Below are 24,540 nucleotides of genomic sequence, written 5' to 3' on the forward strand. Positions count from 1 at the left end.
AGGGTGGGCTCGCTCATGATTCGAATTGGTCGAACGTGCGCTGCAGTTCGCGGTTGCGCGCGACGCGCCGGTCGATCGCGGGGCCGAGGCGGTCGACCACGGCCGTGATCAGCAGGTTGAACAGACAGGTGAGCGGTGCGAGCGAATCCCAGAACTGGCCGACGTCGGTCTTCACCTGCAGCAGGTCGGCCGGCCATTCGCGCGCCCACGGGCACGACAGATCGGTGACCAGCGCGAACGGCTGGCCGAGCTCGGCGGCCGCCTGGCAATAGCGGCGCGCGCTGCGCGAATACGCGCGCGTATCGGTGACGACGCAGTACGGCCGCTCGAATTCGGAATTCAGCGAATCGACGTACGAGCCCGACTGGCCGTCGGAATAGAACACGCGCGGGCGCAGGTATTCGAGGTAGCTGCTGAATGCGTTGCTGATGCCGCGCGTCGACTGGATGCCGAGGATGAACACGGCGTCGGCCTGCGCGATGCGGTCGGCGACCTGCGCGAACACCGGGCCTTCGGCCAGGCGGTACACGTGGCGGATCGCGTCGAGCTCGCGCTCGAGCGACGACGCGAGCGGGCCGTCACTCCCGTTGCCGCGGTTGCGTTCAGCCGGTTGCGTGCCCGCGACGCGGCGGTATTCGTCGAGCCGGTCGGTGATCATCCACGGTCGATCGCCGCCGCCGCGCAGTTCGCGCTTCAGGTCGTCGAGATTGCGGTAGCCGACGCTGCGAAGAAAGCGCCCGACCGAGATGCCGCTGGTGCCGGCCTGCTGCGCGATCTGGTCGGCCGTCTCGAGCCCGAGCCGATCGAGGTTCGCGAGCATGTAGCTCGCGATGCGCTTGGCCGTCGGCGTCAGCTCGGCAAAGCGGGATTCGACGGTACGGGCGAACGCGCAAGTCATCGGATGTTAGATTGTTGTCGTCGATTGATCGAATGTCATCCATCTAACAAAGCCAAAATCATTCGCGCCAGCGGATAAAAACTATGGTGTGAGGATGACTGATAGGGTCGGTCCAAAAGCGGGATGTCGGCGCGCAGGCCTCTTTTTATGCCTGTCATGCATATTTTGCGTTTATGCGTGTGAGGAATAATTTGTGTTTATGCCTGTCAGGAATATACTGCGCATATTGCCTACAGGAATACGCGCCGTGAATTTCATCGTCAATACGCCCGTGCAACTGGGCCAAATCCTGTCTTCGGCGCGTCAGGCCAAGGGCCTGACGCAAGCCGAAGCGGCCGTGCGAATCGGCGTGGGCCAGTCGCGGCTGTCGCTGCTCGAGACCACGCGTACCGAAAGCCTGTCGCTCAGGCAATTGCTGGAGTTGACCGCGCTGTACGGTCTTGAACTCAGCATTCGCACCAAGGACGGGCGCGACGCCGCCGCCGAGTGGTAATCGATGGGCCGCAAATCGCACACGCGCGCGCTGTCGATCTGGACGAACGGTAAGAGGGTCGGCACATGGCGGATTCCCGTGCGCGGCGACATGGAACTGCTGTACGACGCCGGCTGGAAGCAGTCGCCCGTCGGCCGCCCGTTGTCGTTGTCGCTGCCGTTCGGTGTCGGCGATGCCCCGTTGCGTGGCGAACGCGTCAATCATTACTTCGACAACCTGCTTCCGGACAGCGACGCCATTCGGCGCCGATTGGCCGCCCGGTTCGGCACCGCGACGACCGAGTCGTTCGATCTGCTTGCCGCGCTCGGTCGTGATTGCGTCGGGGCGGTGCAATTGCTCGGCGAAGACGATGCGCCAGCCGGCCTCGATCGCATCGACGGCACGCCGCTGTCGGACGAGGACGTCGCACGCGTGCTCGATCAGGCGAGCGGTGTGGCGACGGGGGGCGAGGACGACGACGATTTCCGGCTGTCGCTCGCCGGCGCGCAGGAAAAGACCGCACTGCTGTTTCACGACGGGCGCTGGATGCGCCCGCACGGCGCCACGCCGACGACGCATATTCTCAAGTTGCCGCTCGGGCTGGTCGGCAACAAGCGGGCCGATCTCACGGCCTCCGTCGAGAACGAGTGGCTGTGTCTCGCGATCCTGCGCGCGTTCGGCCTGCCGGCGGCGCGCGCGGAAATCGTGCGTTTCGGCGCGCACAAGGTACTGTCGGTCGAACGGTTCGATCGGGTGTTGCATCGCGACGGCGGGTGGCTGTTGCGCTTGCCGCAGGAAGATTTCTGCCAGGCGCTCGGCGTGCCGCCTCACCTGAAGTACGAGTCGCACGGCGGCCCCGGCGTACCCGATCTGGCCGGCCTGCTGCGCCGTTCGGAGACGGCGCGGGAGGATCTCGACACACTGTTCGCCGCCCTGATCGTGTTCTGGATGCTCGCTGCACCAGACGGGCATGCGAAGAATTTCAGCCTGCGCCTGCTGCCGGGCGGCCGTTTCCGCCTCACGCCGCTCTATGACGTGATGTCGATCTGGCCGGTCGAAGGCGATGGCGCGAACCAGTGGTCGTGGCACAAGGCGAAGCTCGCGATGGCCGTGCACGGCAAGCGCAAGCACTATGCGATGCGCGATATCACGCGACGGCACTTTGCCGCGATGGCCGAATATTGCCTGCTCGGCGATATCGCGACACCGATCGTCGAACGGCTCGTCGCCGCGACGCCGAACGTGATCGAGTCGGTCGGCGCGGCATTGCCTCCCGGCTTTCCGGCCAGGGTCGCGGAGCGCATCCTGGGCGGATTGCGGTTCGCCGCGCAGCGGCTCGCCGACATGCCGCGGGAGTAAGCCGCGCCCGACGCGGCCCGGTTAGCCGGTGGTCGCTGGATCGGCGTTCACCCGTTTTCCGTTTTTCACGATCGGTTCTCCGAATCGGCTGCATCGCATCGGCGATGGCACGTGGCGCGCCTCGATCGTTTCCCGTCGCCATCCGCGACGTCACGACCTGCCGCGGTCGTATTTCCGCATTCACCGCACCTGATTCGCCGACATCCGCCGCCACTCGGCGTCCCTCCGCACCGCAATAATTACAAAATTAAAGTCGATCAGATTAAATCATTAATTCAGGTTAATAATTCATTTAAGTTTTTATGTGATTTGGATTTAACTTGCGTCACGGGATGTTTGATTTTCGATAATCCGAAAACGACAAGTATTCCGTAACCGGAATTCTCTCGATCGCAAGAATGAAGAGGAAATCATGACTAATCTTTCTCGACGCAGGATGCTGGCGGGTACGGCCGGCGCCATTGCCGCCGCGGGCATCGCGGTATCGGCCAAGGCCGCCTCGTTCGGCAATCCGGACAGCCCGCCGGAAGGCGCGGTGAATGCACGCAATCGCCAGAGCCTGACCGACCCGGGGCCTAAAAATCCGGCCATCGCCAATCAATTTCCGTCTTTTCAGGATCCACCGGCCACCGATATCAACGGGATGCCGTTATTCTGGGCGTCTTTCAATAATGCCCATAAACGCATTCAAAATGGCGGCTGGGCGCGCGAAGTGACGCAGGACGATTTCGCGATTTCCGAAACCATTTCCGGCGTCAACATGCGGCTGACGCGCGGCGGCATTCGCGAGATGCACTGGCACCAGCAGGCCGAGTGGGCCATCATGCTCGACGGCCGCTGCCGGATCACGGTGCTCGACGAGCTCGGCCGGCCGTCGGTGCAGGACGTCAAGACCGGCGATCTCTGGTATTTCCCGCCCGGCCTGCCGCATTCGCTGCAGGGCCTCGGCAGCGACGGCGCCGAATTCCTGCTCGCATTCGATAACGGCCGCGCATCGGAATTCAACACGCTGTTGCTGACCGACTGGATCGCGCATACGCCGCCCGACGTGCTCGCGCTCAACTTCGGCGTGCCGGCCGACGCATTCAGGAACGTGCCGCTCGACAACCTGTGGATTTTCCAGGGCGACGAGCCGGGCCCGCTCGCGGACGCGCAGCGCGCGTCGGCCGCGTCGGCCGGTGCGCCGCCGCATCCGTTCGTCTTTTCGCTCGGCGACATGAAGCCGGTCAGGAAGACGCGCGGCGGCGAGGTGCGGATCGCGGACAGCACCAACTTCACCGTGTCGACGACCGTCGCGGCGGCGCTCGTGACCGTGCATCCGGGCGGCATGCGCGAGCTGCACTGGCACCCGAACGCCGACGAATGGCAGTACTACCTGCAAGGCGAGGCGCGGATGACGGTGTTCGACACGGGGCCGAAGGCGCAGACGGCCGACTTCCGCGCGGGCGACGTCGGCTATGTGAAGAAGAGCCTCGGTCACTACGTGCAGAACACCGGCCGGACCGACCTCGTGTTCCTCGAGATCTTCAAGACCGACCGCTATGCGGAGGTGTCGTTGTCCGACTGGCTCGCGCATACGCCGCCGAAGCTCGTCGAAGCGCACCTGAACGTCGCGCCGGACGTGATCGCGCAGTTTCCGCGCAATCGTCCCGACGTCGTGCCGCTGTAACGCCGCCATCGTCCCGCCACGGCCGGCGGCCGGCAAGCCGGCCGCCGGCACGTGCGCCCGAATCGGTCTTACTCATTCGAACGGAAACTCCACCATGCTTCCCGTCCCGAGCAAACCTGCCGGCGGCTTCGCGCTGCCGGGCCGGCCCACCGAGCACGCCGACGGCGCGGCGCGCGCCGCGCTGGAAGGGCGCCGCACCGGCGTCGCCGCGCTGCTGCCGTTCGTCGGCCCGGCCGTGATCGCATCGATCGGCTACATGGACCCCGGCAACTTCGCGACCAACATCCAGGCCGGCGCCGCATACGGCTACCGGCTGCTGTGGGTCGTGCTGGCCGCGAACGCGATCGCGATGCTGTTCCAGGCGATGTCGGCGAAGCTCGGCATCGTGACCGGCCGCAATCTCGCCGAACTGTGTCGCGACCGCTTTCCCGCGCCGGTCGTGTGGGCCATGTGGATCGCATCCGAGATCGCCGCGATGGCGACCGACCTCGCCGAATTCCTCGGCGGCGCGCTCGCGTTCGGATTGTTGTGCCACCTGTCGCTGTTCGCGGGGATGGTCGCGACCGCGTTCGCGACCTGCGCGATCCTCGCGCTCGAAAAGCGCGGCTTCCGGCCGCTCGAAGCGGCGATCGCGGCGCTGGTCGGCGTGATCGGCGCGTGCTATCTCGGCGAGTTGCTGATCGCGCCGCAGGACTGGCGTGCGGCCGCGTTCCACCTGGTGGTCCCGCAGATTCCGGATCATGCGGCGCTGACGATCGCAGTCGGGATCATCGGCGCGACGATCATGCCGCACACACTGTATCTGCATTCGGGCCTCACGCAGGATCGCACCGCGCCGCGCGACGACGCGCAGCGGCGGCGGCTCGTGCGTTTCTCGAACCGTGAGGTCGCGATCGCGCTCGGGCTTGCCGGATTCGTGAATCTCGCGATGGTGATGATGGCGTCGTCGGCGTTCCACGTGGCCGCGCCGGGCATGACCGACATCGGCGATGCGTATCACACGCTGGTCCCGGTGCTCGGGCCGGCGGCCGGCGCGCTGTTTCTCGTCGCGCTGCTGACGTCGGGCGTGTCGAGCTCGGTGGTCGGCACGATGGCCGGGCAGGTCGTGATGCAGGGCTTCATCCACCGCCGCCTGTCGATCTGGGTGCGGCGCGCGGTGACGATCGCGCCCGCGTTCGCGGTGGTCGTGCTCGGCTGCGACGTGACGCGCGCGATGGTGGCGAGCCAGGTCGTGCTGAGCTTCGTGTTGCCGATGCCGATGATCGCGCTGGTGGTGCTGTCGGCGCGCAAGGACGTGATGGGCGCTTACGCGATGCGGATGCCGCTGCGAATCGTCGCCGGCGCGGCGACGGTCGTGATCGTCGGGCTGAATGCGTACCTTGTATGGGCCGCGTTCGATTGAATGCGTGCGTGCGGGCGCTTACTGCTGCATGTCCGGCGCTTCGCGCAGCCGCCAGATCGCGTTGCACTGCTGGCCGCCGAGGCTCGTCGCGCGCAGCGTGACGACGGCGCCGGCCGCTATCCGGTACCAGAAATGCGCCATCAGTTCGGTGCCTTTGCGCTGCGGGTGGCCGTCGACCCGCACCTCGCACAGCAGCGGCGACGGCGAGCCGGACGGGTGCGTGACGTAGACGTTCAGCCGTGCGATGTCGCGGGTCGCGGCGAACACGATTTCATGGTTTCCGCTGCCGACGAGCATCGTGCCGCCCGGTTCGTCGATCGCCTGCAGGTAGGCGCCCGCGCTCGTCTCGAGCGCCGCGGACGCAACGGTCAGCCCGGCCGAGCGCACGTAATCCGCCGCCGCGATGCGTGCGGCGAGCGCATCGGACGGGGCCGGCGTGCCGTCCGACAGCGCGAACGGCGTACCGTCGCGCAGCGCGGCATCGGCGTGGTTCGTGTAGTAGCGCCACCGGTCGAGGAAGCGGATGTCGCCGGTCATGTGCAGTGCACGGATCGGCTCGCCGTGATACCTGAGCGTCGTCTTGCCGCTGCCCGCATCGAACGATTCGTGAATGCCGTACTTGCTGACGAAGTTCTGGACCGGGTCGAGCAGCGCCGTTTCGCCTTGCGCGCTCCACAGATGCAGGAACGTCGTATCGATGCCGAAGCATTCCTGGAAATCGGTGCCGATGCGGGCGATGCAGTCGCGCAGGTGGTCGGCATAACGCGCCCATGCGTCGGCGGTGCCGGCGACGAGCCCGGCCTGCAGCGCACCGCCGTGGCGCGCATTGACTTCGTCGACGACGAGGCGCCAGTGATGGTCGCGCCGCTCGCCGATCAGCGGCGTGACGACGAACGTGCAGAACAGCGGGTCGGGGCACACGTGGATGCGGTCGTCGCCGATCCGCGAGAACAGGTCGAACTGCGGCGCGCAGAACCAGATGTCCGCGTCGTACAGCGCGAGCTTGCGAATCTGAGGATGGCGCGCGCAATACTCGGCGGCCTCGATGAAGCGGCCGACCGGCAGCGCATAGGCGCTCGACGCGTCGATCACGTCGACCGACTGGCTCGCGAGAATCTGCCGCTTGTGCTCGGACAGCCCGTAGCCGATCACCGCGATCCGCCCGTCGTAGCCGGCGTGCCGCAGCGACAGCAGGAACGGCACGAGCATTTCGTACCACGCGCGGTTGTTGTCGTTGATCGCCACGCACACTGCGTGCTCGCTCGAATGCATGTTCTCGTCCCGTTACGTGTGCCCGGCGCGGTATCCGCGCGATGCAGGTCATTGTAGATCGCCGCCGCCGCACGGGCCGGCGCCGGCCCTGCGGCCCGCGGCGATTACCTGCACGGCGGTGTGGCCGCGCGTGCAGGCGGCCGCGATTATTTCGCGAGCGTGCGGTATGACACGAGGTCGTTGATCGGCCCGATTTCCGGTCCGGTCGCGCCGGGGCGCGTGGCGACCTGCACGACCTTCTCGAACATGATGATGAACGGCGAGTTCGCGAGCACGGCCTTCTGCAGCGCCTCGTAACGCTGCGCGCGCTTCGCGGGCGACGGCTCGACGAGCGCGGCCTCGGTGTCCTTCGTCAGTTGCGGAATGTCCCAGCCGTTGCGCCACGCGAGCATCTTGGTCGGCGACTGGTCCGAGTTGTCCGGATTCCATGCGAAACCGCGCGCGTTGCTGTTCGGGTCCATGTAGTCGGGCGACCATTCGCCGATGAAGATGTCGTGCTGGCGCGCGCGGTACTTGCCGATCGCCTGCTTCGCGTCGCCGGGGATCAGCTTCACGCGGATGCCGCCCTGCGCGAAGTTCGCCTGCAGCGCCTGCGCGATCTCGAGGTACGGATAGTCGTTCGGCATGTCCATCGTCACGTCGAAACCGTTCGGCAAGCCGGCCTTCGCGAGCAACGCCTTCGCCTTCGCGACGTCCTGCTTGTAGGGCCGCGCGTTCGACGCGCCGAGGAAGCCCTCGGGCAGGAAGGTCTGATGCACCTTGTAGGTCGTGCTGACGATGTTGCGCTGGATGCCGTCGTAATCGACGAGCCACTTCATCGCCTGCTGGACCTCGGGCTTCGCGAGGTTCGGGTTCTTCGTGTTCAGGCTCAGGTACAGCAGGGCCGACACCGGCCACGACGCGACCTTGATCTTGCCGGCCTTCGACAGCGCGGCGAGGCTGTCGGGGCTCAGGTTGCGCGCGGCGTCGGCGTCGCCGTTCTCCAGCAGCAGCCGTTGCGCGGACGCTTCGGGCACGTGACGCAGCACGACGCGTTTCATCGGATACGGCGTGCGGTATTTGTCGAAGCGCTGCAGCACGATGGATTCGTTCGGCGTCCACTTGACGAGCTGGTACGGGCCCGAGCCCGCGTCGTTGGTGCGCAGCCAGCCGCTGCCGAAATCGTTGCCTTGCTGGTGCGACAGCAGCAGCTTCTTGTCGAACACCGATGCCGGGCACGCGCTCAGCACGTTGAGCACGAAGCTCGGCGCGTACTTGCGGTCGGTTTCGAGCACGACGGTTTGCGGATCGATCGCGCGCACCTTTTGCATCACGTTCGCCTTCGTGAGGCCGAGATCGGCGAGCACGCCGGCCGGCCCCTTGTCGAGCAGGATGGTGCGCTGCAGCGACCACGCGACGTCGTCGGCGGTGACCGGGTTGCCGGAGTGGAACGTGAGGCCCGGGCGCAGCTTGAACGTGTAGGTCACGCCGTCTGCGCCGACCGTCCACGATTGCGCGATCTGTCCGTCGAAGCGCGTCGGGTCCTTCAGGTCGACGCGCACCAGCCGTTCGTAGGTGTTCGCGACGTATTCGGACGGCACCAGCTCGTAGATCCCGCTCGGGTCGAGGGTCGTGAATTCGCCCAGTTGCGTGGCGACGACGAAGATGCCGGGCGGCGTGGCAGCCTGCGCCGGCAGCGCCGGAACAAGCGCGACGAGCGCGGCGCTGACGAACAGCCGGGACAGCAGGTGCTTCATGCGGGCTCCATTGAAAAGGAATCGTGGTGCGATTCTCTCATCGACGGGCGCACGGATGAAAATATTCGGCAGGTGCGCCGGTTGGCGCACAGCGTTGGGCAGGCGGACCGGGCGGGTGCCCGGCGCCGGCGGGCGTCAGATCGCGCAGCGCGCGACCGCGTAGCGCATCGCTTCCTCGGCCGGTTCGCTGCCGGAGCCGCGCACGACCTTGATCACCGAGCCGTTGCCCGACGGCGTCAGCGTGACGAAGTACGAATTCGAACCGACCGCGATGTCGGTCACGCCGTTGTGCTGCGATTGTGCGGTGCCCGACAGGCGGCTGTCGAGGCAGTTCGCGATCGCGTAGGCCGGGCGTTGCGACGACACGTAGATCATCGGTGCCGCACCCGAGCCGGCCGAGTCGGACGACGGAGCGGAACCGCAGGCGGCGAGCAGGGCGGCGGGAAGAAGCAGCAGGAATCGTTTCATGGTCGGTCGTCGGGTGTCTCGTATCGAGGCTGGAACGCGGGGTGGCGAAACGCGAAGCTTCGCGACGAAACCGCCCGGAATCGGGCCGCTTGTGACGGACGACGATGCAACGGGCGGCTGACGACGGAGTATACCCGCAGCATTCGACACCGTCGGCGCGTTGAAACGATTCGATACAAAGCGCCCGCTGCCGGCCGGGCGCTTGCGTCGGTCGTCGCCGTGATCGGCGCATCTCGCGTCGTCGCGATGCCGGCGCGCAGTCCGGCGCCGTGCATGCGGATCAATGCGCGCCGGCCGCCGCCGCATCGGCATCGCCGCCGCCCGAGCGCGCCGGTTTCGTGATCCAGATGAGCGGGATGATCGCGATGAAGATGATCGCCGACACGTAGAAGATGTCGTTCAGGCCCATTACGGCCGCCTGCGAATCGACCGACGCATTGAAGAACGCGAGTGCCGAATCGGGGCTCAGGTGCAGCAGCGAACGGCTCGTGTCGAGCTGTTGCGCGAAGACCGGATTGGTGACGCTCGCCTGTTCGGTGAGCCGCACGTGATGCAGGATCGTGCGGTCGTTCCACGCATTGCCGATCAGCGACGTCCCCACCGCTCCGCAGAACGTGCGGCCGAAATTCGACAGGCCGGCCGCGGCCGGAATCTTTTCCGGCGGCAGCCCGGACAGGATGATCGACGTCAGCGGCACGAAGAACATCGCCATCGGAATGCCCTGCAACAGCGTCGGCAGCACCAGATCCCGGCGCGACACGTCGGTATAGAACGTCGTGCGCATCATGAACACGGCCGCGAAGCCGACGAACGCGAGCGTCGCGATATAGCGCGGATCGGTGCGCGGCAGCAGACGCCCCATGACCGGCGTGAGCAGGATCGCGAAGAATCCGAGCGGCGCGGTGGCCAGCCCCGAATCGACCGCGCGGTAGCCGAGATAGCCCTGCATCCATTGAGGCAGCAGCACGAGCGTGCCGAAGAACATCCCGTACGCGACGGAGATCGCGATCGTGCCGCCCGCGAAGTTGCGCTGCGTGAAGAGTCGCAGGTCGACGATCGGGTTGGCTTCGTGCAGCTCCCACACGAGGAAGAACGCGAAGCCGATCAGCGCGACGATGCCCAGCGCGACGACCACCGGCGAGTTGAACCAGTCGAGATCCTTGCCCTTGTCGAGCATGATCTGCAGCGACGCGACCCACAGCACGAGCAGGAGCAGGCCGACCGTGTCGATCGGCATGCGGCGCGTGGCCGATTCGCGATCGCGGAACACGAACCACGTGACGGCGGCCGCGAAGAAGCCGACCGGAATGTTGATGTAGAAGATCCACGACCAGTTGTAGTCGTACGTGATCCAGCCGCCGAGCGACGGTCCCGCGATCGGGCCGACGAGCGCCGTCATCGACCACAGCGCGAGCGCCGTCGACGACTTCTGCCGTGGCCATGCGCCGAGCAGCAGCGCCTGCGACAGCGGCGCGAGCGGCCCCGCGACCGCACCCTGCAGGATCCGCGCGGCGAGCAGCGTCGGCAGGTTCGGTGCGATTCCACACAGCCACGACGCGAGCACGAACAGCAGGATCGACGCGACGAACAGGCGTACCTGGCCGAAGCGCTGCGTGAGCCAGCCGGTCAGCGGAATCGACACCGCGTTGGCCGCCGCGAAGATCGTGATCACCCACGTGCCTTCGTCGACCGACACGCCGAGGTCGCCCGAGATCGTCGGGATCGCGACGTTCGCGATCGACGAGTCGAGCACGTTCATGAACATCGCCAGCGATACCGCGATCGTGCCGATGACGAGCCGGCCGCCCGACAGCGGGCCTGAAGACGAGGGAGAGGACATGGCGTTCCTGCGTAATGGACGAAGGTCGTGCGGTGCGCCCCGTACGCCGCGCCCGCCCGTGAGGGGCAGGCGTGCGGCCAAGTGCGGCGAAGCGCGGAACGGACGGACGCACGCGCGCCGCACGGCGGCCCGACGAGCGGTGCCGTCGCGTGCGGTGGTCGGTTCGATCGGTGAATCGGAATGGCGAAGCCGGGGCGGGCGTCGCGGGGCGGGCTGTCGCCGGTCAGGAGGGCGCGACGCGCGTGACGCGTCGGCGGGCAGCGGGCACGTGGCTGCCGTAGCGGGTGTGGTCGTTTTTCATCGCCACAGGCTAACGATGCGGCGCACGACGATCAACGCTTGCGCGCTCATTAATTCCTTTCCTGCACCGCAATAATGTAGCCGCCGTGCATCGATTGCCGGCCCTACGGCATGGTCCGCCACGCCGTGAAGACTTCGGTCAGGAACTCGACGAATGCGCGCACCTTGCTGTCGAGCGTCGCGCGTTTCGGGTAGAGCGCGTGCAGCTCGACGTCGTCGGTGCGATGCCAGTCGGGCAGCACGATTTCGAGTTCGTTGCTCTCGATCCGCCGTGTGGTGAAGTGGGTCGAAATCAGCGCGATGCCGCCGCCGCTCGCGGCCTGGCGCAGCACCGTCACCGATTCGTTCGAGATCAGCACGGGCCGCACCGGCACGTCGGCGACGTCGCCGGCCGCGTTGGTGAGGCGCAGCGTCAGGCCGGGCGCGTCGCGGCCGACGAACAGGATGTCGTGATCGACGAGATCCTGCGGCGTGTGCGGCCGGCCGGCGCGGTCGAGATAGTGCGGGCTGGCCGCGAGCTTCGCGTGCGACCAGCCGAGCGAGCGCGCGACATAGCCGGAATCGGTCAGCACGCCGGTGCGCAGCGCGACGTCGAAGCCGTGTTCGACGAGGTCGAGCGCGCTGTTGTCGTAGATCAGCACGAGCTGGACCAGCGGGTAGCGCCGGCGAAACTCGGCGAGCGCCGGTTCCAGTTCGAACAGGCCGATCGCGTAAGGCACCAGCACGCGCAGCGTGCCTTCGGGTTCCGTGCGCAGCGCGCGCACCTGACGATCCGCGTCGAGCAGGATCTCCTCGGCGCGCAGGCAGCGTTCGTAATAGTCGCGGCCGGCTTCGGTGACGGACACGCGGCGCGTCGTGCGGTACAGCAACTGGACGCCGAGGTCGTCCTCGAGCTGCCTGATCTTGCGGCTCGCGCGACTGAGCGGCATGTCGATCTGCGTGGCCGCGGCGGTGAAGCTGCCGCGTTCCACCACGCGCAGGAATATCCGGATGCTCTCGAGGTCCATGCGGTTCGTTTCGGTGTTTGGCCTGCGTGCATCTTACCGTCGCGGGCCGGAACGTTGCGGATCGAGCCGATTATCCTGCCCGGCGCAATAACGCATCCTGCCCGCGCCCCGTAGTGGCGGCTGCCGCGCGACCGTATGCTCGCCGGATGAAATTCGCTTTCCCCAGCATGCCGCCGCTCGCGGCCGTCCGGGCCGCGCTGCGCGACGCGCGTCCGACGCTGCCGCCCGGCGCGCTTGCATTCGCACTCCGCAATACGGCCGCGTCGTTGACCGCGCTCTATATCGCGTTCCGGATGAATCTCGACGATCCGATTTGGGCCGCCTCGACCGTGTGGATCGTCGCGCAGGGCAGCCGCGGGATGGGGCTGTCGAAGAGCCAGTACCGGATTCTCGGCACCGCGATCGGTGCGGCCGTGGCGCTCGCGCTGACCAGCGCGTTCGCGCAGACGCCCCAGTTGTTCCTGCCCGCGCTCGCCGCGTGGATCGGCCTGTGCGCGGGCATCGCGACGTTCCAGCGGAATTTTCGTGCGTATGCGGCGGTGCTCGCAGGCTATACGGCCGCGATCGTCGCGATGGACGCGGTATCCGCGCCGCTGCATGCGTTCGACGTCGCCGTCGCGCGGTTTTTGTACGTGGTGGTCGGCATCCTGTGCGGTGCGCTGTTCGAAACGGTCTTCGCACCCGGCGCGCCGCTGAAGGATGTCCGCACGCGACTCGCGCGCTATCTCGACCGCGCGGTGGCGGTCGGCGCGGGCGCGCTGCGCCGCGAGCCGAACGACGCGGCCGTGCACCGGCTGTTCGCGGACGCGCTCGAACTCGATACGGCGGCCGAATATGCGGCGGCCGGCGCGCCGCCGGTGCGCAACATGATCGGCCATTTGCGCGTGGCGGCGCTCGGCGTGCTCGCCGCGCAGGCCGCGGGGCAGGCGATCCGCGAGCATGCGGCGCGCGGCGGCGATACGCCGGAACCGCTCGTCGACGAGGCGGCACGCGTGCTCGACCGGGTCGCCGTATCGGGCGACGCCGGGCACGAGATGGCGGCGCTGCGCGCACGCGTGGACGACGCACTGCGGGTCGAAGCGGCCGCGCCGGCCGGCCCGGACACGTCGCGCCTGCTCACGCTCGATCGGCTGTCGGCGCTGCTCGGCGGCTTCGACCGTGCATTCGCGAGCCAGGCATTGCTCGACCGGCCGGTGCCGCCGCCTGCACGCGTGCGCTATGCGTTCCACCGCGATCCGGTGCTCGCGTGTCACAACGGCGTCCGCGCGTTCATCGCGGTGCTGGCCGCGTCGGCGACCTGGATCTTCACCGCGTGGCCGGTGGGCGGCGGGTTCGTCGCGATCACGGCCGTGGTGAGCGCGCTGTTCTCGACCCGTCCCAATTCGGTGCGTGCGATCGTCGGTTTCCTGAAAGGCACGGCATGCGCGGCGGTCGCGGGCGTCGTCTGCAACTTCATCCTGCTGCCCGCGGTGTCGGGCTTCGAGATGCTGGCCTACATCCTCGGCGTGTTCCTGATCGGCACCGGCCTCGCGATACGCCATCCGCGCACGGCCGCGATGGGCAGCGCGTTCTCGATCTTCTTCTGGAATTTCACGTCGCCGAACAACACGACGCGGATCGGCGACGCCGCGTTTCTGAACAGCGCGCTCGCGACGCTGCTCGGCATCGCGTTCGGCGCTTTGGTATTCGCGCTGGTGTTTCCCGGCGATCCGGGCACGAGCCGGCGGCGGCTGCATCGCGCGGTGCGCCGCGATCTGGCGCGGCTCGCGCGCGAGCCGCGGGCGTGGTCGGCGAGCGCGTGGCTGAGCCGCACGGCCGACCGTCTTGCACGCGAGCTCGGATTCGCGGGTAGCGTGCCGCAGACACGGATCGAGCACGACATGCGCGATCTGCTCGCGATCTGGGGAATCGGCGACAGCCTGCTGTCGCTCGCCGAACTGGCCACGCGCGAGCCGGCCGCGCGCCGCGCGGCGGCGGCGGTGCGTGGGCGCGTCGCACGGGCGGATTTCGCGCGACTCGAGCAGACGTGCGACGCCGCGGCCGGCCTGTTGCGACGACGCGTGGCCGCGCGCGACGGCGACGACGCACATGCGTTGCTGCACGGCGTGGTCCTGCTGCGGCGGATCGCGGATGCGGCCGCCGCGCATGGCGATTTCCTGCGCGGCCGCAGCGATCGAACAGGATGGCCGCTCAGGTGAGGCGGTAGGCCGGGCCGGGCGTCACCTCGGCCGGCAGCGGCTCGCGGTTCAGTTCGAGCAGCGTGCGCTCGATCTGCCGCGTCATCGCATCGAGCGCGAGATGGTTCGGGCCGTCGCCGAACGGTTCGGCGATCGCATGCGCGATGGCGTCGAGCGCGATCAGCGTATAGGCGACGAAAACTGTCACAAAAGGTGTCGCCGCACCGATCGAATCGACGAGACCGAACGGCAACAACACGCAATACGCGTAGATGGTCCGGTGCAGCAGCACGTCGTATGAAAACGGAATCGGCGTCGATGCGATGCGCTCGCAGCCGCTCACCATCGCGACGAGATCGTCGAGGCGCGCATCGAGCATCCACAGGCGCGTGTCGGCGAGATGGCCCGCATCGGCACGCGCGGCGAAGGCTTCGCGCAGCGCGTGCACGATGACGATCGGGCGAAACCGGGAAGCGGCGACGCGCGCGTAGGTGGCGCCGTCGAGCAGCGCGCGCAGGTCCGCGGCCGGATCGGTACCGCGCAGTTGGTGCTTGAGCGCGTAGACGAACGCGACGACCGTGCGCACGAACGCGCGGCGCGAGGCGTCGTCGCGGTCGAGCGCGCCGTAGCAGAGCGCCTGCGACACCAGCGTGCGCGTGGCGGTCAGCACGCCGCCCCACAGCTGCCGGCCTTCGCGATAGCGTTCGTAGCTGGCGTTGTTGCGAAACCCGGCGAAGATCGCGAGCGTCAGGCCGATCAGCGTGAACGGCGTCGGGTTCAGCGGCACCTTCTCGCCCAGCACGCGGCCGCCGCTCCAGACCGCGACGACGCTGATCGCGAGCGTCAGCACGAGCTGCGGCAGGATGGTCGGCAGCACCGAGCCGTTCCAGACGAGCAGCATCCGCAGCCAGTGCTCGCGCGGACGAACGATCATCGTCGCGCTCCGTCAGGCGGCGATCGAGGCGGGCGCCGCCGCGCGATGCAGCAGCACGGGCACCGATTTCGACGTCGGCGTGTTGCACACGTCGCCGACGCTGTCGAGCGGCACGAGCGGGTTGGTTTCCGGGTAGTACGCGCCGATGCAGCCGCGCGGAATGTCGTACTCGACGAGCAGGAAGCCGTCCGCGCGCCGCTCGATGCCGTCGTGCCACACGGTTTCCATGTCGACCCATTCGCCGGCCTTCAGGCCGAGCATCGCGAGATCGTCGCGGTTGACGAACACCACGCGGCGCTGGCCGAACACGCCGCGATAGCGGTCGTCGAGCCCGTAGACGGTCGTGTTGTACTGGTCGTGCGAGCGCGTCGTCATCAGCGTCATCAGCCGGTCGCCGTGCAGCGCGCGGGCGCGCTGGATCGGCGTGTCGGTCGGCAGCGCGTGCGCGATGAAGTTCGCCCTGGCCGTCGGTGTCAGCCATTCGCGGTCGCGCGATGCGACGCGCAGGTGGAAGCCGCCGGGCCGTGCGATGCGTGCGTTGTAGTCGTAGAAGCCGTCGACGGTCGCCTCGATCGCGTCGCGGATCTTCGCATAGTCGTTCTTGTACGCGAGCCAGTCGATCGTGCCGCTGCCGAACAGCGCGTGGCCCATGTGCGCGACGATCGCGGGCTCCGACATCAGGTTCGGCGAGGCCGGCTTGTTCATCCCGTACGACACGTGGACCATGCTCATCGAATCCTCGACCGTCACGCCTTGCGCGACGTCGTCCTGCAGGTCGATCTCGGTGCGGCCGAGCGTCGGCAGGATCAGCGCGTCGCGGCCGTGGATCAGGTGGCTGCGGTTCAGCTTCGTCGTGATGTGCACGGACAGTGCGCAGCGCCGCATGCCTTCCCACGTGCGCGGCGTGTCGGGCGTCGCCATCGCGAAATTGCCGCCCAGACCGATCAGTACCTTCACACGGCCGTCGAGCATCCCTTCGATCGTCTCGACGACGTCGTAGCCGTGATGGCGCGGCGGTTCGAAATCGAACACGTGGCCGAGCCGGTCGAGGAACGCCTGCGACGGCTTTTCCTCGATGCCGACCGTGCGGTTGCCCTGCACGTTCGAATGGCCGCGCACCGGGCACAGGCCGGCGCCGGGGCGGCCGATGTTGCCGCGCATCAGCATCAGGTTCGTCAGCATCTGCACCGTCGCGACCGAATGCTTGTGCTGCGTGATGCCCATGCCCCACGTCGCGATCACGCGTTCGCTGCGTGCATAGCGCTGCGCGAGCGCGTCGATCTGCTCGTACGGCACGCCGCTTTCGGCCGTCAGCGCGGACCAGCGCTCGGCGCGCAGATCGTCGGCGAACGCGTCGAAACCGGCCGTGTGCTCGCCGATGAACGCGGTGTCGACGACGCGCGGCGCACCGGCGGCGCGCGCGGCGTCGTCGAGTTCGAGCACGCGCTTGGCCATCCCCTTGATCAGCGCGAAATCGCCGCCGATCGTCGGCTGGATGAACGTCGATGCGATCTTCGTGCCCGACATCGTCAGCATCTCGAGCGGGCTTTGCGGATCGGCGAAGCGTTCGAGGCCGCGCTCCTTCAGCGGGTTGATCGACACGATCGTCGCGCCGCGCTTCGCGCACTCGCGCAGCTCGCCCATCATCCGCGGATGGTTGGTCGCGGGGTTCTGGCCGAAGATCAGCAGCGTGTCGGCATGCTCGAAATCGTCGAGCGTGACGGTGCCCTTGCCGACGCCGACCGACGCAGGCAGCCCGCGGCTCGTCGCCTCGTGGCACATGTTCGAGCAGTCGGGGAAGTTGTTCGTGCCGTACCGCCGCACGAACAGCTGGTACAGGAACGCGGCCTCGTTGCTGGCGCGGCCGGACGTGTAGAACGCGGCCTGGTTCGGGTCCGGCAGCGCGCGCAGGTGGCGCGCGATCAGCTCGAACGCGTCGTCCCACGCGATCGGCACGTAGCGGTCGGTCTGCGCGTCGTACACCATCGGGTCGGTGAGCCGCCCGTGCTGTTCGAGCTCGAAATCCGACTGTTCGAGCAGTTCGGTCACCGTGTGCGCGGCGAAGAAGTCCGGCGTCACGCGCTTGCTCGTCGCCTCCGCGGCCACGGCTTTCACGCCGTTCTCGCAGAATTCGAACGTCGATGCGTGCTGGCGGTCGGGCCACGCACAGCCCGGGCAGTCGAAGCCGTCCGGCTGGTTCTGGCGCAGCAGCGTGCGGTAGTTGCCGCCGGCGACCTTTTCCTTGATCAGGTTGATCGTGACGGCTTTCAGCGCGCCCCAGCCGGCGGCCGGATGGGTATACGGTTCGATGCGCGCGGTGGCGGATTTCTTTTTCATGATGCGGGTGTCGGGGTCGATGCGTGCAGAGTACGCGCGGCGCCCGTGTCGCTGTGTGTACACCTGTTCACTTCAAAAAAGAGTACAGTTTCGGCCATCCATACCATGCGGATCGCAACTGTGTTGCTGAAGGGAAGCTGAAAGGAGGCACGTGAAGCGTTACGAACAACTGGCCGACGATCTCCAGGCGCAGATCGAGCGAGGCGTGTACCGGCCCGGCGAGCGGATTCCGTCGGTGCGGCACGCGAGCCGGCAGCAACAGCTCAGCGTCACGACCGTGCTGCGTGCGTACCTCGTGCTGGAAAGCCGCGGCCTGATCGAAAGCCGGCCGCAGTCGGGCTACTTCGTGCGGGCGCGCGCGGCGGCCCCGGCCAAGGCCGAGCTGCATGTCTCCGCGCCGGCCGCCGAGCCGTCGGCCGTGGACGTGAGCCGGCTCGTGCTGTCGACGCTGCGCTCGATTGCGCGCGACGACGCGGTGCCGCTCGGTTCGCCGTATCCGGACGCGTCGCAGTTTCCGGTGCAGCGCCTCGCGCGCTATGCGCAGACGATCGGGCGGCGGCGCACGCGCTGGGGCGTGATCGACGACCTGCCGCCCGGCAATCAGGAGCTGATTCGCCAGATCGCGCGGCGCTATGCGGAGCGCGGGGTCGCGGTCGAGCCGGGCGAGATCGTGATGACGATCGGCGCGACCGAGGCGATCAACCTGTGCCTGCAGGCGGTGGCGAAACCGGGCGACACGATCGCGGTGGAGTCGCCGACGTTCTACGCGATGCTGCACGCGATCGAGCGGATGGGCATGCGCGCGCTCGAAATCGCGACGCACCCGGGCGACGGCATCGATCTCGACGCGCTCGAGCGCGTCCTCGCGCGCGAGCCCGTCGCCGCATGCATGGTGATGCCGAATTTCCAGAATCCGCTCGGCTTCCAGATGCCCGATGCGCGCAAGCGCGCGCTGGTCGAACTGCTCGCGAAGCACGGCGTGCCGGCGATCGAGAGCGACGTCTATCACGAGCTGCACTTCGGCGACACGGCGCCGAGCGCGCTGAAGTCGTTCGATCGCGACGGGCTGGTGCTGCATTGCGCTTCGTTCACGAAGAGCCTGTCGCCGCGCTACCGGATCGGCTGGGCGATGCCGGGCCGTTATCGCGACCAGGTCGAGAAGCTGAAATTCCTGAACACGCTCGCGACGCCCGCGATCGAGCAACTCGCGATCGCCGAATACCTGAAATACGACGGCTACGATTTTCATCTGCGGCGCATGCGCAAGCAGTATGCGCAGCAGGCGAGCCTGATGAGTGCGATGGTGCGGCGTTTCTTCCCGGAAGGCACGCGGCTGTCGCAGCCGCAGGGCGGGTATGTACTGTGGGTCGAACTGCCGCCGCAGGTCGACGCGATGAAGCTGTACACGCTGGCGCTCGCGCAGCGGATCACGGTCGGGCCCGGGCACATGTTCTCGGCCGGCACCGACTACCGGCATTTCATCCGGCTCAACTACAGCTATCCGTGGTCGCGGCAGATCGAGGACGCGTTGAAGGTGCTGGGGCGGCTCGCGTCGGAGTGCGCGGCGCGGTGAGCGCCGCCGCCCGACGGCGGGGCAGGCGGCCTGCCGCCGTGGCCGGTATCAAGCCGCGCGCGGCGCGTGCACGCCCGCTTGCGCGGCGTCGACCATCTGCCGCATGTCGAAGCCCGACGGATGCTGATACACGCGCAGCCCGAATTCAGGCAGCACCGCGATCAGGTGGTCGAACAAGTCGGCCTGGATGGTTTCGTAGTCGACCCACGTCGTCGTATCGGTGAAGCAGTACAGTTCGAGCGGAATGCCCTCGGCGGTGAGCGGCAGTTGTCGCGCCATGTTCGTCATGTCGCGGCGAATGCGCGGATGGCCCTTCAGGTAGTTCGCGACGTACGCGCGGAACGTGCCGAGATTCGTCAACTGGCGGCGGTTCGCCGGGCAGTCGCCGGCCGCGCCGAGCGTGCCGTTCCATTGCTCGATCGCGTCGACCTTGTCCTCGAGATAGTCCTTCAGCAACGTCAGGCGTCCGAGCCGTTCGATCTCGTCGTTCGTGAGAAAGCGCACGCTCGTCGCATCGACGAACAGCGCGCGCTTGATGCGGCGGCCGCCCGCTTCGGTCATCCCGCGCCAGTTCTGGTAGCTCTCGGTGATCAGCTTCCACGTCGGCACCGTGATGATCGTGTGATCGAAGTTCGCGACCTTGACGGTGTTCAGCGTGATGTCGATGACCGTGCCGTCCGCCCCGGCCGACGGCATCGTGATCCAGTCGCCGATCCGCAGCATGTCGTTCGACGACAGCTGCACGCCGGCGACGAGGCCGAGCAGCGTGTCCTTGAAGATCAGCATCAGCACCGCGGACATCGCGCCGATGCCGGACAGCAGCAGGCCGATCTGCTTGCCGGTCGCGTCGCCGATCACGACGAGCGCGGCCGTGATGAACATCACCAGCTTGACGAGCTGCATCGCGCCTTTCAGCGACAGGCGCGGCTGGTCGCGCTGCGACGTGCGGTGCGTATGCTCGAGCGCGGACAGCGTCGCGCTGATGGTCATCGTCACGAGGAACACGATCAGCGCGAACAGCACCTTGTCGGCGACCTGCGCGACCAGGCCTGGCATGCCGGGCACCGCGCCGAGCCCGAGCTTGATCACGACGAACGGGACGATGCGGTTCAGCCATTTGAACGCGCCGAATTCGAACAGCGCGTCGTCGACGCGCGTGGCGGACAGCCGCGCGAGACGCGCGACCACGCGAAACAGCAGGAAGTGGACGACAGCGGCGATCGCGCCGGCGGCGGCGAGCAGGACGACGATGCCGACGAGCGGCGTCAACCAGGATTCGTTCAGGGTCATAGGGGCGGACTGGGGCCTTCTTGTGCGTTGAATCGGCGCCGCGAGGCGGCGTGCACCCGGTGAAGGGTGCATGAAAGGGACCGTGATTGTGCCATCGGGTTCCGGATGCGTGCGGTGAGGGCCGGTCGATCGGCTCCCGAATCGGCTCACCATTGAGCAGGTATCCTCTGCATCGAGGTGCGGGCGCTCGGCGAATCCGCATCACCGCAAGCCGGCGCGCGCGCCGGTTGCCGGTTGCCGGATGCCGGGTACACCGGGATGCGATGCGCCCGAAGCGATGACGCAGGCCGTCGCGGTTCGATGCGCGCGATCGGCGATCCATGCAATCATGCGGACGTCGCGGACGTCGCGGACGTCGCGGACGTCGCAGACGTCGTCGGTGTGCCGCCCGCGTTGGCGTGCGGCTCGTCCGGCGACGGCGAGCGACACGCGGCATCGTCGCGCACCCGTTCGCGGCCCCGTCATTTCGATCTCGCGCATTTCACGCATGCAAGATTCCAACGAAAGCCGGCCGCCACGCGTGCGGCTGCTGAAAGGCATCCTCCCGATCCGCCGCGCGGGCGCGATCCGCGACATCTTCGCGGGTATTTCGCTCGCGTCGATGGACATCCCGCAGGTGCTCGGCTATGCGCGCATCGCCGGCATGCCGGCCGTCACGGGCCTCTACACGGTGTTCCTGCCGCTCGTCGCGTTCGCGTGCTTCGGCGCATCGCGCCATCTCGTGGTCGCCGCCGATTCGGCGATCGCGACGATTTTCGCGAGCCGGCTGTCGTCGATGGCGCCGGCCGGCAGCGCCGATTATGCGGCGCTGGCCGGCATGGTCGCGTTGCTGACCGCCGCGATGCTGCTGCTCGCGCGGATCTTCAAGCTCGGCTTTCTCGCCGATTTCCTGTCGCGCACGGTGCTGGTCGGCTTCCTCGCCGGCGTCGGCGTGCAGGTGTCGATCGCGATGCTCGGCGACATGCTCGGCCTGTCCGTGCCGTACCCGGCGTCGCGCAGCCTCGCGCAACTCGACTATGTCGTCATGCATCTGGGGCACGCGCACCGGCCGACGCTCGCGCTCGCGGCGCTCGTCGTCGTCGCGATTCTCGCGTGCAAGCGGTTCCTGCCGCGCGTGCCGATGCCGATGATCGCGGTCGCGGGCAGTATCGCCGCGAGCGGTGCGTTCGGCTTCGCCGCGCACGGCATCGCGGTGCTCGGGCCCGTGGCGGGCGGGCTGCCGCCGCTGCGCTGGCCGTCCGTCACGTGGCAGCAATTCCTCGATCTCGTGCCGGTCGCCGCTTCCTGCTTCGTGATGATCATCGCGCAGAGCGCGGCCGCCGCGCGGGTATTCGCGCAGCAGTACGACGAGGACGTCGACACCAATGCCGACATCCTCGGGCTCGCGGCCGCGAACGCGGCGGCGGCGCTCGGCGGTGCGTTCGTGGTCAACGGCAGCCCGACGCAGACGGCGATGGCCGATGGCGCGGGCGTGCGCAGCCAGATCGGGCATCTCGCGTTCGCCGCCGTCGTGGCCGTCGTGCTGCTGTTCTTCGGCCCGTATCTGCAGTATCTGCCGCATGCGGTGCTGGCCGGCATCGTGTTCACGATCGCGCTCGGGCTGATCAACGCGCGCAGCCTCGCGGCGATCCGCCGGGAAAGCCCCGGCGAATTCACGCTCGCGTTGGTCACGGCCGCGGCCGTCGTGACCGTCGGCGTCGAACAGGGCATCCTGCTGGCCGTCGCGTTGTCGCTGATGCGGCACGTGCGCCACAGCTACCGGCCGCACACGATGGTGCTCGAACCCGTCGCCGGCAACGGGCGGTGGCAGCCGGTGCCCGCCCGGCGCGGCGCGATGACGGCGCCCGGGTTGATCGTCTACCGGTTCGGCGCCGACCTGTTCTTCGCGAACGATCATCTGTTCGCTGCCGAAGTGACCGCGCTCGTCGATGCGGCGCCGGTGCCGCCGCGCTGGTTCGTCGTCGATGCGGGGGCGATCACCGATGTCGACTATTCGGCCGCGCGGACCCTGGCCGATCTCGTCAGGACGCTGCATGCGCGCGGGATCGGCGTGCTGTTCGGGCGCGTCAACCGCTATCTGCGTGCGGACATGGATCGTCATGGGATCACCGACGTGGTCGGTGCGTCGTGCATCTTCGCCACGCTGCATCAGGCGCTCGAGGCGGCGGGCACGACGCCCGCGCCGCAGGAGCCGGGCACGGTGTAGCGGGCAGCGGCGCTACGCGACCGCGCGCAGCCGCGCGAAACCGTTGCGCAGGTGGCGGGCCAGCTCGGTCGCGGCGGGCGTGCGCTGGCCGCGCGGCACGTGCAGGTCGATCGAGAAATTCGGCAGGGCGGGCAGGCCGCTGCCGGCCGGCAGGATGTCGAGATCGGGCGGCACGGTGGACGCGAGCCAGACGGTCACGGCAAGATCGGCGCGCACGGTCGCGGCCGTTGCATCGAGGCTGCCGTTCTCGAACACGGTGCGCCACGGGCGATCGCAGCCGCGTAGTGCGTCGAGCACCGTCGGGCGGAATGCGCAGGTCTGCGCGACCATCGATACCGGCAGCGGCGAGTGCCGATGCGCGATGCCGCCTTTCGCGCCGACCCACACCAGCCGGTCGACGGCGATGCACTCGCCGCGCGACGACCCGACCGGCGCCTCGATCAGCGCGACGTCGAGCTCGCCGTGCTTGAGCCCGCGCCGCAACTCCGGCGACGCCGCGCACACGAGCGTGAGTGCGACCTGCGGATGCGCGTGCGCATAGTTTTTCAGGATCGGCGCGAGACAGGTGCCGACCAGATCCTGCGGCGCACCGAGACGCACCGCGCCTTCCACTGCGCCGGCGCTCAGGTCGGCGAGCAGCGCATCGTGAGCGGCGAGCAGCCGGCGCGCCTGTTCGAGCAGCCGCTCGCCGGCCGCCGTCAGCAGCAGGTTGCGATGCTCGCGAACGAACAGCGGCCCGGACAGCGCTTCGAGCCGCGCGACCTGCTGGCTGATCGCGCCTTGCGTCAGGTGCAGCGCGTGGCCGGCTGCCGTCATGCTGCGATGATCGGCGACCGAGACGAATGCGCGCAGCAGCGCGAGGTCGAGATTGCGTGCCATGCGTCGCATTATGAACGCTAATGGATGCCATAAAAAGCTTTCGCTGTCGTAATGGCGAAACCGCAGGTAAAAACAGGGTTTCCGTGACGACGACCGGGAGCCTTCGTGCCGCTTCATGACTATTTGCCGCTGATGCTGTTCGTGATCGTGTCCACCGTGACGCCGGGCGGCGCGACGACGCTCGCGACCGCGTCGGGCGCCCATTTCGGCTATCGGCGTTCGTTGCCGTTGATGGCGGGCATCGCGGCTGGCCTCGCGTCGATGGCGGCGGCGGCTGCCGCCGGACTCGGCAGTGTGCTGCTCGCGCTGCCCGCGTTGCAGCTCGTGATGAAGACGGTCGGCTCGGCATACCTGATGTGGCTGGCCGTGCGCATCGGCCGTGGCGGCAAGCCGCGGCTCGATGTCGACGTGCAGCGGCCGCAAGGGTTCATGAGCGGCGTGTGGATGCTGTGGCACAACCCGAAAGGCTGGGCGATGACGCTCGGCGCGGCCGCATCGTTCGCGGCGCTCGCGTCGGGGCCGGCGCGGCTCGGCGTGCTGCTCGGTTTTGCATTCGGCGTGGCTGCGATGGCATCGTTGTCGCTGTGGTGTCTCGCCGGGCTGCTGTTCGCTCGCGTGTTGCGCACGGAACGGCAGTGGCGCTGCCTGAATGCGGGGCTCGGCTTGTTGCTCGTGGCGTCGATCGTGCCGATGTGGTTGCCGTAGCGGGAGGCCGCGCACG

At 67.9% G+C, this 24,540-nt stretch carries 19 protein-coding genes; 8 read left to right on the plus strand and 11 right to left on the minus strand.

The features are described 5' to 3' along the window. Nucleotides 1-13 precede the first annotated feature (13 nt). The gene (sapR, locus tag WS95_RS02955) at nt 14-898 is read right to left on the minus strand and encodes a sap1 transcriptional regulator SapR (protein WP_034204663.1); all 885 of its coding nucleotides are present in this window, start codon (nt 896-898) and stop codon (nt 14-16) included. 247 nt (nt 899-1,145) lie between these two features. On the opposite strand from sapR, the gene WS95_RS02960 reads away from it, so the two are divergent. The 4 genes from WS95_RS02960 to WS95_RS02975 all read left to right on the plus strand — a co-directional run bounded on the left by WS95_RS02960 (nt 1,146) and on the right by WS95_RS02975 (nt 5,800). Continuing rightward, on the plus strand, nt 1,146-1,391 hold the full coding sequence (locus WS95_RS02960; protein WP_059822198.1) for a helix-turn-helix domain-containing protein: 246 nt from the start codon (nt 1,146-1,148) through the stop codon (nt 1,389-1,391). A gap of 3 nt (nt 1,392-1,394) precedes the next feature. Continuing rightward, nucleotides 1,395-2,729: a type II toxin-antitoxin system HipA family toxin gene (locus tag WS95_RS02965; RefSeq protein WP_059822200.1), complete on the plus strand. Its 1,335-nt coding sequence runs from the start codon at nt 1,395-1,397 to the stop codon at nt 2,727-2,729. 412 nt (nt 2,730-3,141) lie between these two features. Next, nucleotides 3,142-4,398, plus strand: coding sequence for an oxalate decarboxylase family bicupin (locus tag WS95_RS02970; protein WP_059822202.1), 1,257 nt, complete (start codon nt 3,142-3,144; stop codon nt 4,396-4,398). A 94-nt stretch (nt 4,399-4,492) separates the two neighbouring features. Continuing rightward, nucleotides 4,493-5,800, plus strand: a complete 1,308-nt coding sequence (locus WS95_RS02975) for an Nramp family divalent metal transporter (RefSeq protein WP_059822204.1) — start codon at nt 4,493-4,495, stop codon at nt 5,798-5,800. An 18-nt stretch (nt 5,801-5,818) separates the two neighbouring features. Here WS95_RS02975 and WS95_RS02980 read toward each other — a convergent pair whose 3' ends face one another. The 5 genes from WS95_RS02980 to WS95_RS03000 all read right to left on the minus strand — a co-directional run bounded on the left by WS95_RS02980 (nt 5,819) and on the right by WS95_RS03000 (nt 12,423). Then, nucleotides 5,819-7,072: a hypothetical protein gene (locus WS95_RS02980; protein WP_059822207.1), complete on the minus strand. Its 1,254-nt coding sequence runs from the start codon at nt 7,070-7,072 to the stop codon at nt 5,819-5,821. A gap of 146 nt (nt 7,073-7,218) precedes the next feature. Beyond that, entirely contained in the window at nt 7,219-8,808 is a 1,590-nt protein-coding gene (locus WS95_RS02985) for an ABC transporter substrate-binding protein (RefSeq protein WP_034204669.1), read from the minus strand. Between the two features lie 135 nt (nt 8,809-8,943). After that, on the minus strand, nt 8,944-9,276 hold the full coding sequence (locus tag WS95_RS02990) for a hypothetical protein (RefSeq protein WP_034204670.1): 333 nt from the start codon (nt 9,274-9,276) through the stop codon (nt 8,944-8,946). Nucleotides 9,277-9,556: 280 nt separating this feature from the next. Further along, nucleotides 9,557-11,116 carry a DHA2 family efflux MFS transporter permease subunit gene (locus WS95_RS02995; RefSeq protein WP_059822210.1) on the minus strand — a complete coding sequence of 520 codons (1,560 nt, stop codon included), beginning with the start codon at nt 11,114-11,116 and terminating at the stop codon, nt 9,557-9,559. 404 nt (nt 11,117-11,520) lie between these two features. Continuing rightward, complete coding sequence (locus tag WS95_RS03000; RefSeq protein WP_034204672.1) at nt 11,521-12,423, minus strand: LysR family transcriptional regulator; 903 nt, start codon at nt 12,421-12,423, stop codon at nt 11,521-11,523. Nucleotides 12,424-12,569: 146 nt separating this feature from the next. Here WS95_RS03000 and WS95_RS03005 point away from each other — a divergent pair, with 146 nt between their 5' ends. Continuing rightward, entirely contained in the window at nt 12,570-14,621 is a 2,052-nt protein-coding gene (locus WS95_RS03005) for an FUSC family protein (protein ID WP_059822212.1), read from the plus strand. Here the strand turns inward: WS95_RS03005 and WS95_RS03010 are convergent. After that, nucleotides 14,614-15,534, minus strand: a complete 921-nt coding sequence (locus tag WS95_RS03010; protein ID WP_059822215.1) for a bestrophin family protein — start codon at nt 15,532-15,534, stop codon at nt 14,614-14,616. The two genes, WS95_RS03005 and WS95_RS03010, sit on opposite strands and share 8 nt — an antisense overlap. Before the next feature lie 12 nt (nt 15,535-15,546). After that, complete coding sequence (locus tag WS95_RS03015) at nt 15,547-17,871, minus strand: FdhF/YdeP family oxidoreductase (RefSeq protein WP_059783279.1); 2,325 nt, start codon at nt 17,869-17,871, stop codon at nt 15,547-15,549. Between the two features lie 151 nt (nt 17,872-18,022). Between WS95_RS03015 and WS95_RS03020 the strand changes: the two genes are divergently transcribed. After that, the gene (locus WS95_RS03020) at nt 18,023-19,444 is read left to right on the plus strand and encodes an aminotransferase-like domain-containing protein (protein WP_059822217.1); all 1,422 of its coding nucleotides are present in this window, start codon (nt 18,023-18,025) and stop codon (nt 19,442-19,444) included. Between the two features lie 48 nt (nt 19,445-19,492). Here the strand turns inward: WS95_RS03020 and WS95_RS03025 are convergent, their stop codons facing one another. Together WS95_RS03025 and WS95_RS03030 are read right to left on the minus strand one after the other, a co-directional pair. After that, on the minus strand, nt 19,493-20,734 hold the full coding sequence (locus WS95_RS03025; RefSeq protein ID WP_059822219.1) for a mechanosensitive ion channel family protein: 1,242 nt from the start codon (nt 20,732-20,734) through the stop codon (nt 19,493-19,495). Between the two features lie 201 nt (nt 20,735-20,935). Then, nucleotides 20,936-21,223: a hypothetical protein gene (locus tag WS95_RS03030; RefSeq protein WP_156444425.1), complete on the minus strand. Its 288-nt coding sequence runs from the start codon at nt 21,221-21,223 to the stop codon at nt 20,936-20,938. On the opposite strand from WS95_RS03030, the gene WS95_RS03035 reads away from it, so the two are divergent. Continuing rightward, a complete protein-coding gene (locus WS95_RS03035) occupies nt 21,222-22,940 on the plus strand; it encodes a SulP family inorganic anion transporter (RefSeq protein ID WP_059822224.1) in 1,719 nt (572 codons plus the stop codon). The genes WS95_RS03030 and WS95_RS03035 overlap by 2 nt on opposite strands. Before the next feature lie 12 nt (nt 22,941-22,952). Here WS95_RS03035 and WS95_RS03040 read toward each other — a convergent pair whose 3' ends face one another. After that, complete coding sequence (locus WS95_RS03040; RefSeq protein ID WP_059822226.1) at nt 22,953-23,828, minus strand: LysR substrate-binding domain-containing protein; 876 nt, start codon at nt 23,826-23,828, stop codon at nt 22,953-22,955. Between the two features lie 96 nt (nt 23,829-23,924). Between WS95_RS03040 and WS95_RS03045 the strand changes: the two genes are divergently transcribed. Continuing rightward, nucleotides 23,925-24,524 (plus strand): LysE family translocator, encoded by a 600-nt coding sequence (locus WS95_RS03045; protein WP_082746839.1) that lies wholly within the window; start codon nt 23,925-23,927, stop codon nt 24,522-24,524. The last annotated feature ends 16 nt before the right edge of the window (nt 24,525-24,540 follow it).

Origin of the sequence: Burkholderia sp. MSMB1826 (genome assembly GCF_001526325.1) — a bacterium.
Taxonomy (GTDB): Bacteria; Pseudomonadota; Gammaproteobacteria; order Burkholderiales; family Burkholderiaceae; genus Burkholderia.

Coding starts and splice junctions, on each gene's coding strand:
- sapR (WP_034204663.1), bottom strand. CDS start 898: ATGACTTGCGCGTTCGCCCGTACCGTCGAATCCCGCTTTGCCGAGCTG.
- WS95_RS02965 (WP_059822200.1), top strand. CDS start 1,395: ATGGGCCGCAAATCGCACACGCGCGCGCTGTCGATCTGGACGAACGGT.
- WS95_RS02970 (WP_059822202.1), top strand. CDS start 3,142: ATGACTAATCTTTCTCGACGCAGGATGCTGGCGGGTACGGCCGGCGCC.
- WS95_RS02975 (WP_059822204.1), top strand. CDS start 4,493: ATGCTTCCCGTCCCGAGCAAACCTGCCGGCGGCTTCGCGCTGCCGGGC.
- WS95_RS02980 (WP_059822207.1), bottom strand. CDS start 7,072: ATGCATTCGAGCGAGCACGCAGTGTGCGTGGCGATCAACGACAACAAC.
- WS95_RS02985 (WP_034204669.1), bottom strand. CDS start 8,808: ATGAAGCACCTGCTGTCCCGGCTGTTCGTCAGCGCCGCGCTCGTCGCG.
- WS95_RS02990 (WP_034204670.1), bottom strand. CDS start 9,276: ATGAAACGATTCCTGCTGCTTCTTCCCGCCGCCCTGCTCGCCGCCTGC.
- WS95_RS02995 (WP_059822210.1), bottom strand. CDS start 11,116: ATGTCCTCTCCCTCGTCTTCAGGCCCGCTGTCGGGCGGCCGGCTCGTC.
- WS95_RS03000 (WP_034204672.1), bottom strand. CDS start 12,423: ATGGACCTCGAGAGCATCCGGATATTCCTGCGCGTGGTGGAACGCGGC.
- WS95_RS03005 (WP_059822212.1), top strand. CDS start 12,570: ATGAAATTCGCTTTCCCCAGCATGCCGCCGCTCGCGGCCGTCCGGGCC.
- WS95_RS03010 (WP_059822215.1), bottom strand. CDS start 15,534: ATGATCGTTCGTCCGCGCGAGCACTGGCTGCGGATGCTGCTCGTCTGG.
- WS95_RS03015 (WP_059783279.1), bottom strand. CDS start 17,871: ATGAAAAAGAAATCCGCCACCGCGCGCATCGAACCGTATACCCATCCG.
- WS95_RS03025 (WP_059822219.1), bottom strand. CDS start 20,734: ATGACCCTGAACGAATCCTGGTTGACGCCGCTCGTCGGCATCGTCGTC.
- WS95_RS03035 (WP_059822224.1), top strand. CDS start 21,222: ATGCAAGATTCCAACGAAAGCCGGCCGCCACGCGTGCGGCTGCTGAAA.
- WS95_RS03030 (WP_156444425.1), bottom strand. CDS start 21,223: ATGCGTGAAATGCGCGAGATCGAAATGACGGGGCCGCGAACGGGTGCG.
- WS95_RS03040 (WP_059822226.1), bottom strand. CDS start 23,828: ATGCGACGCATGGCACGCAATCTCGACCTCGCGCTGCTGCGCGCATTC.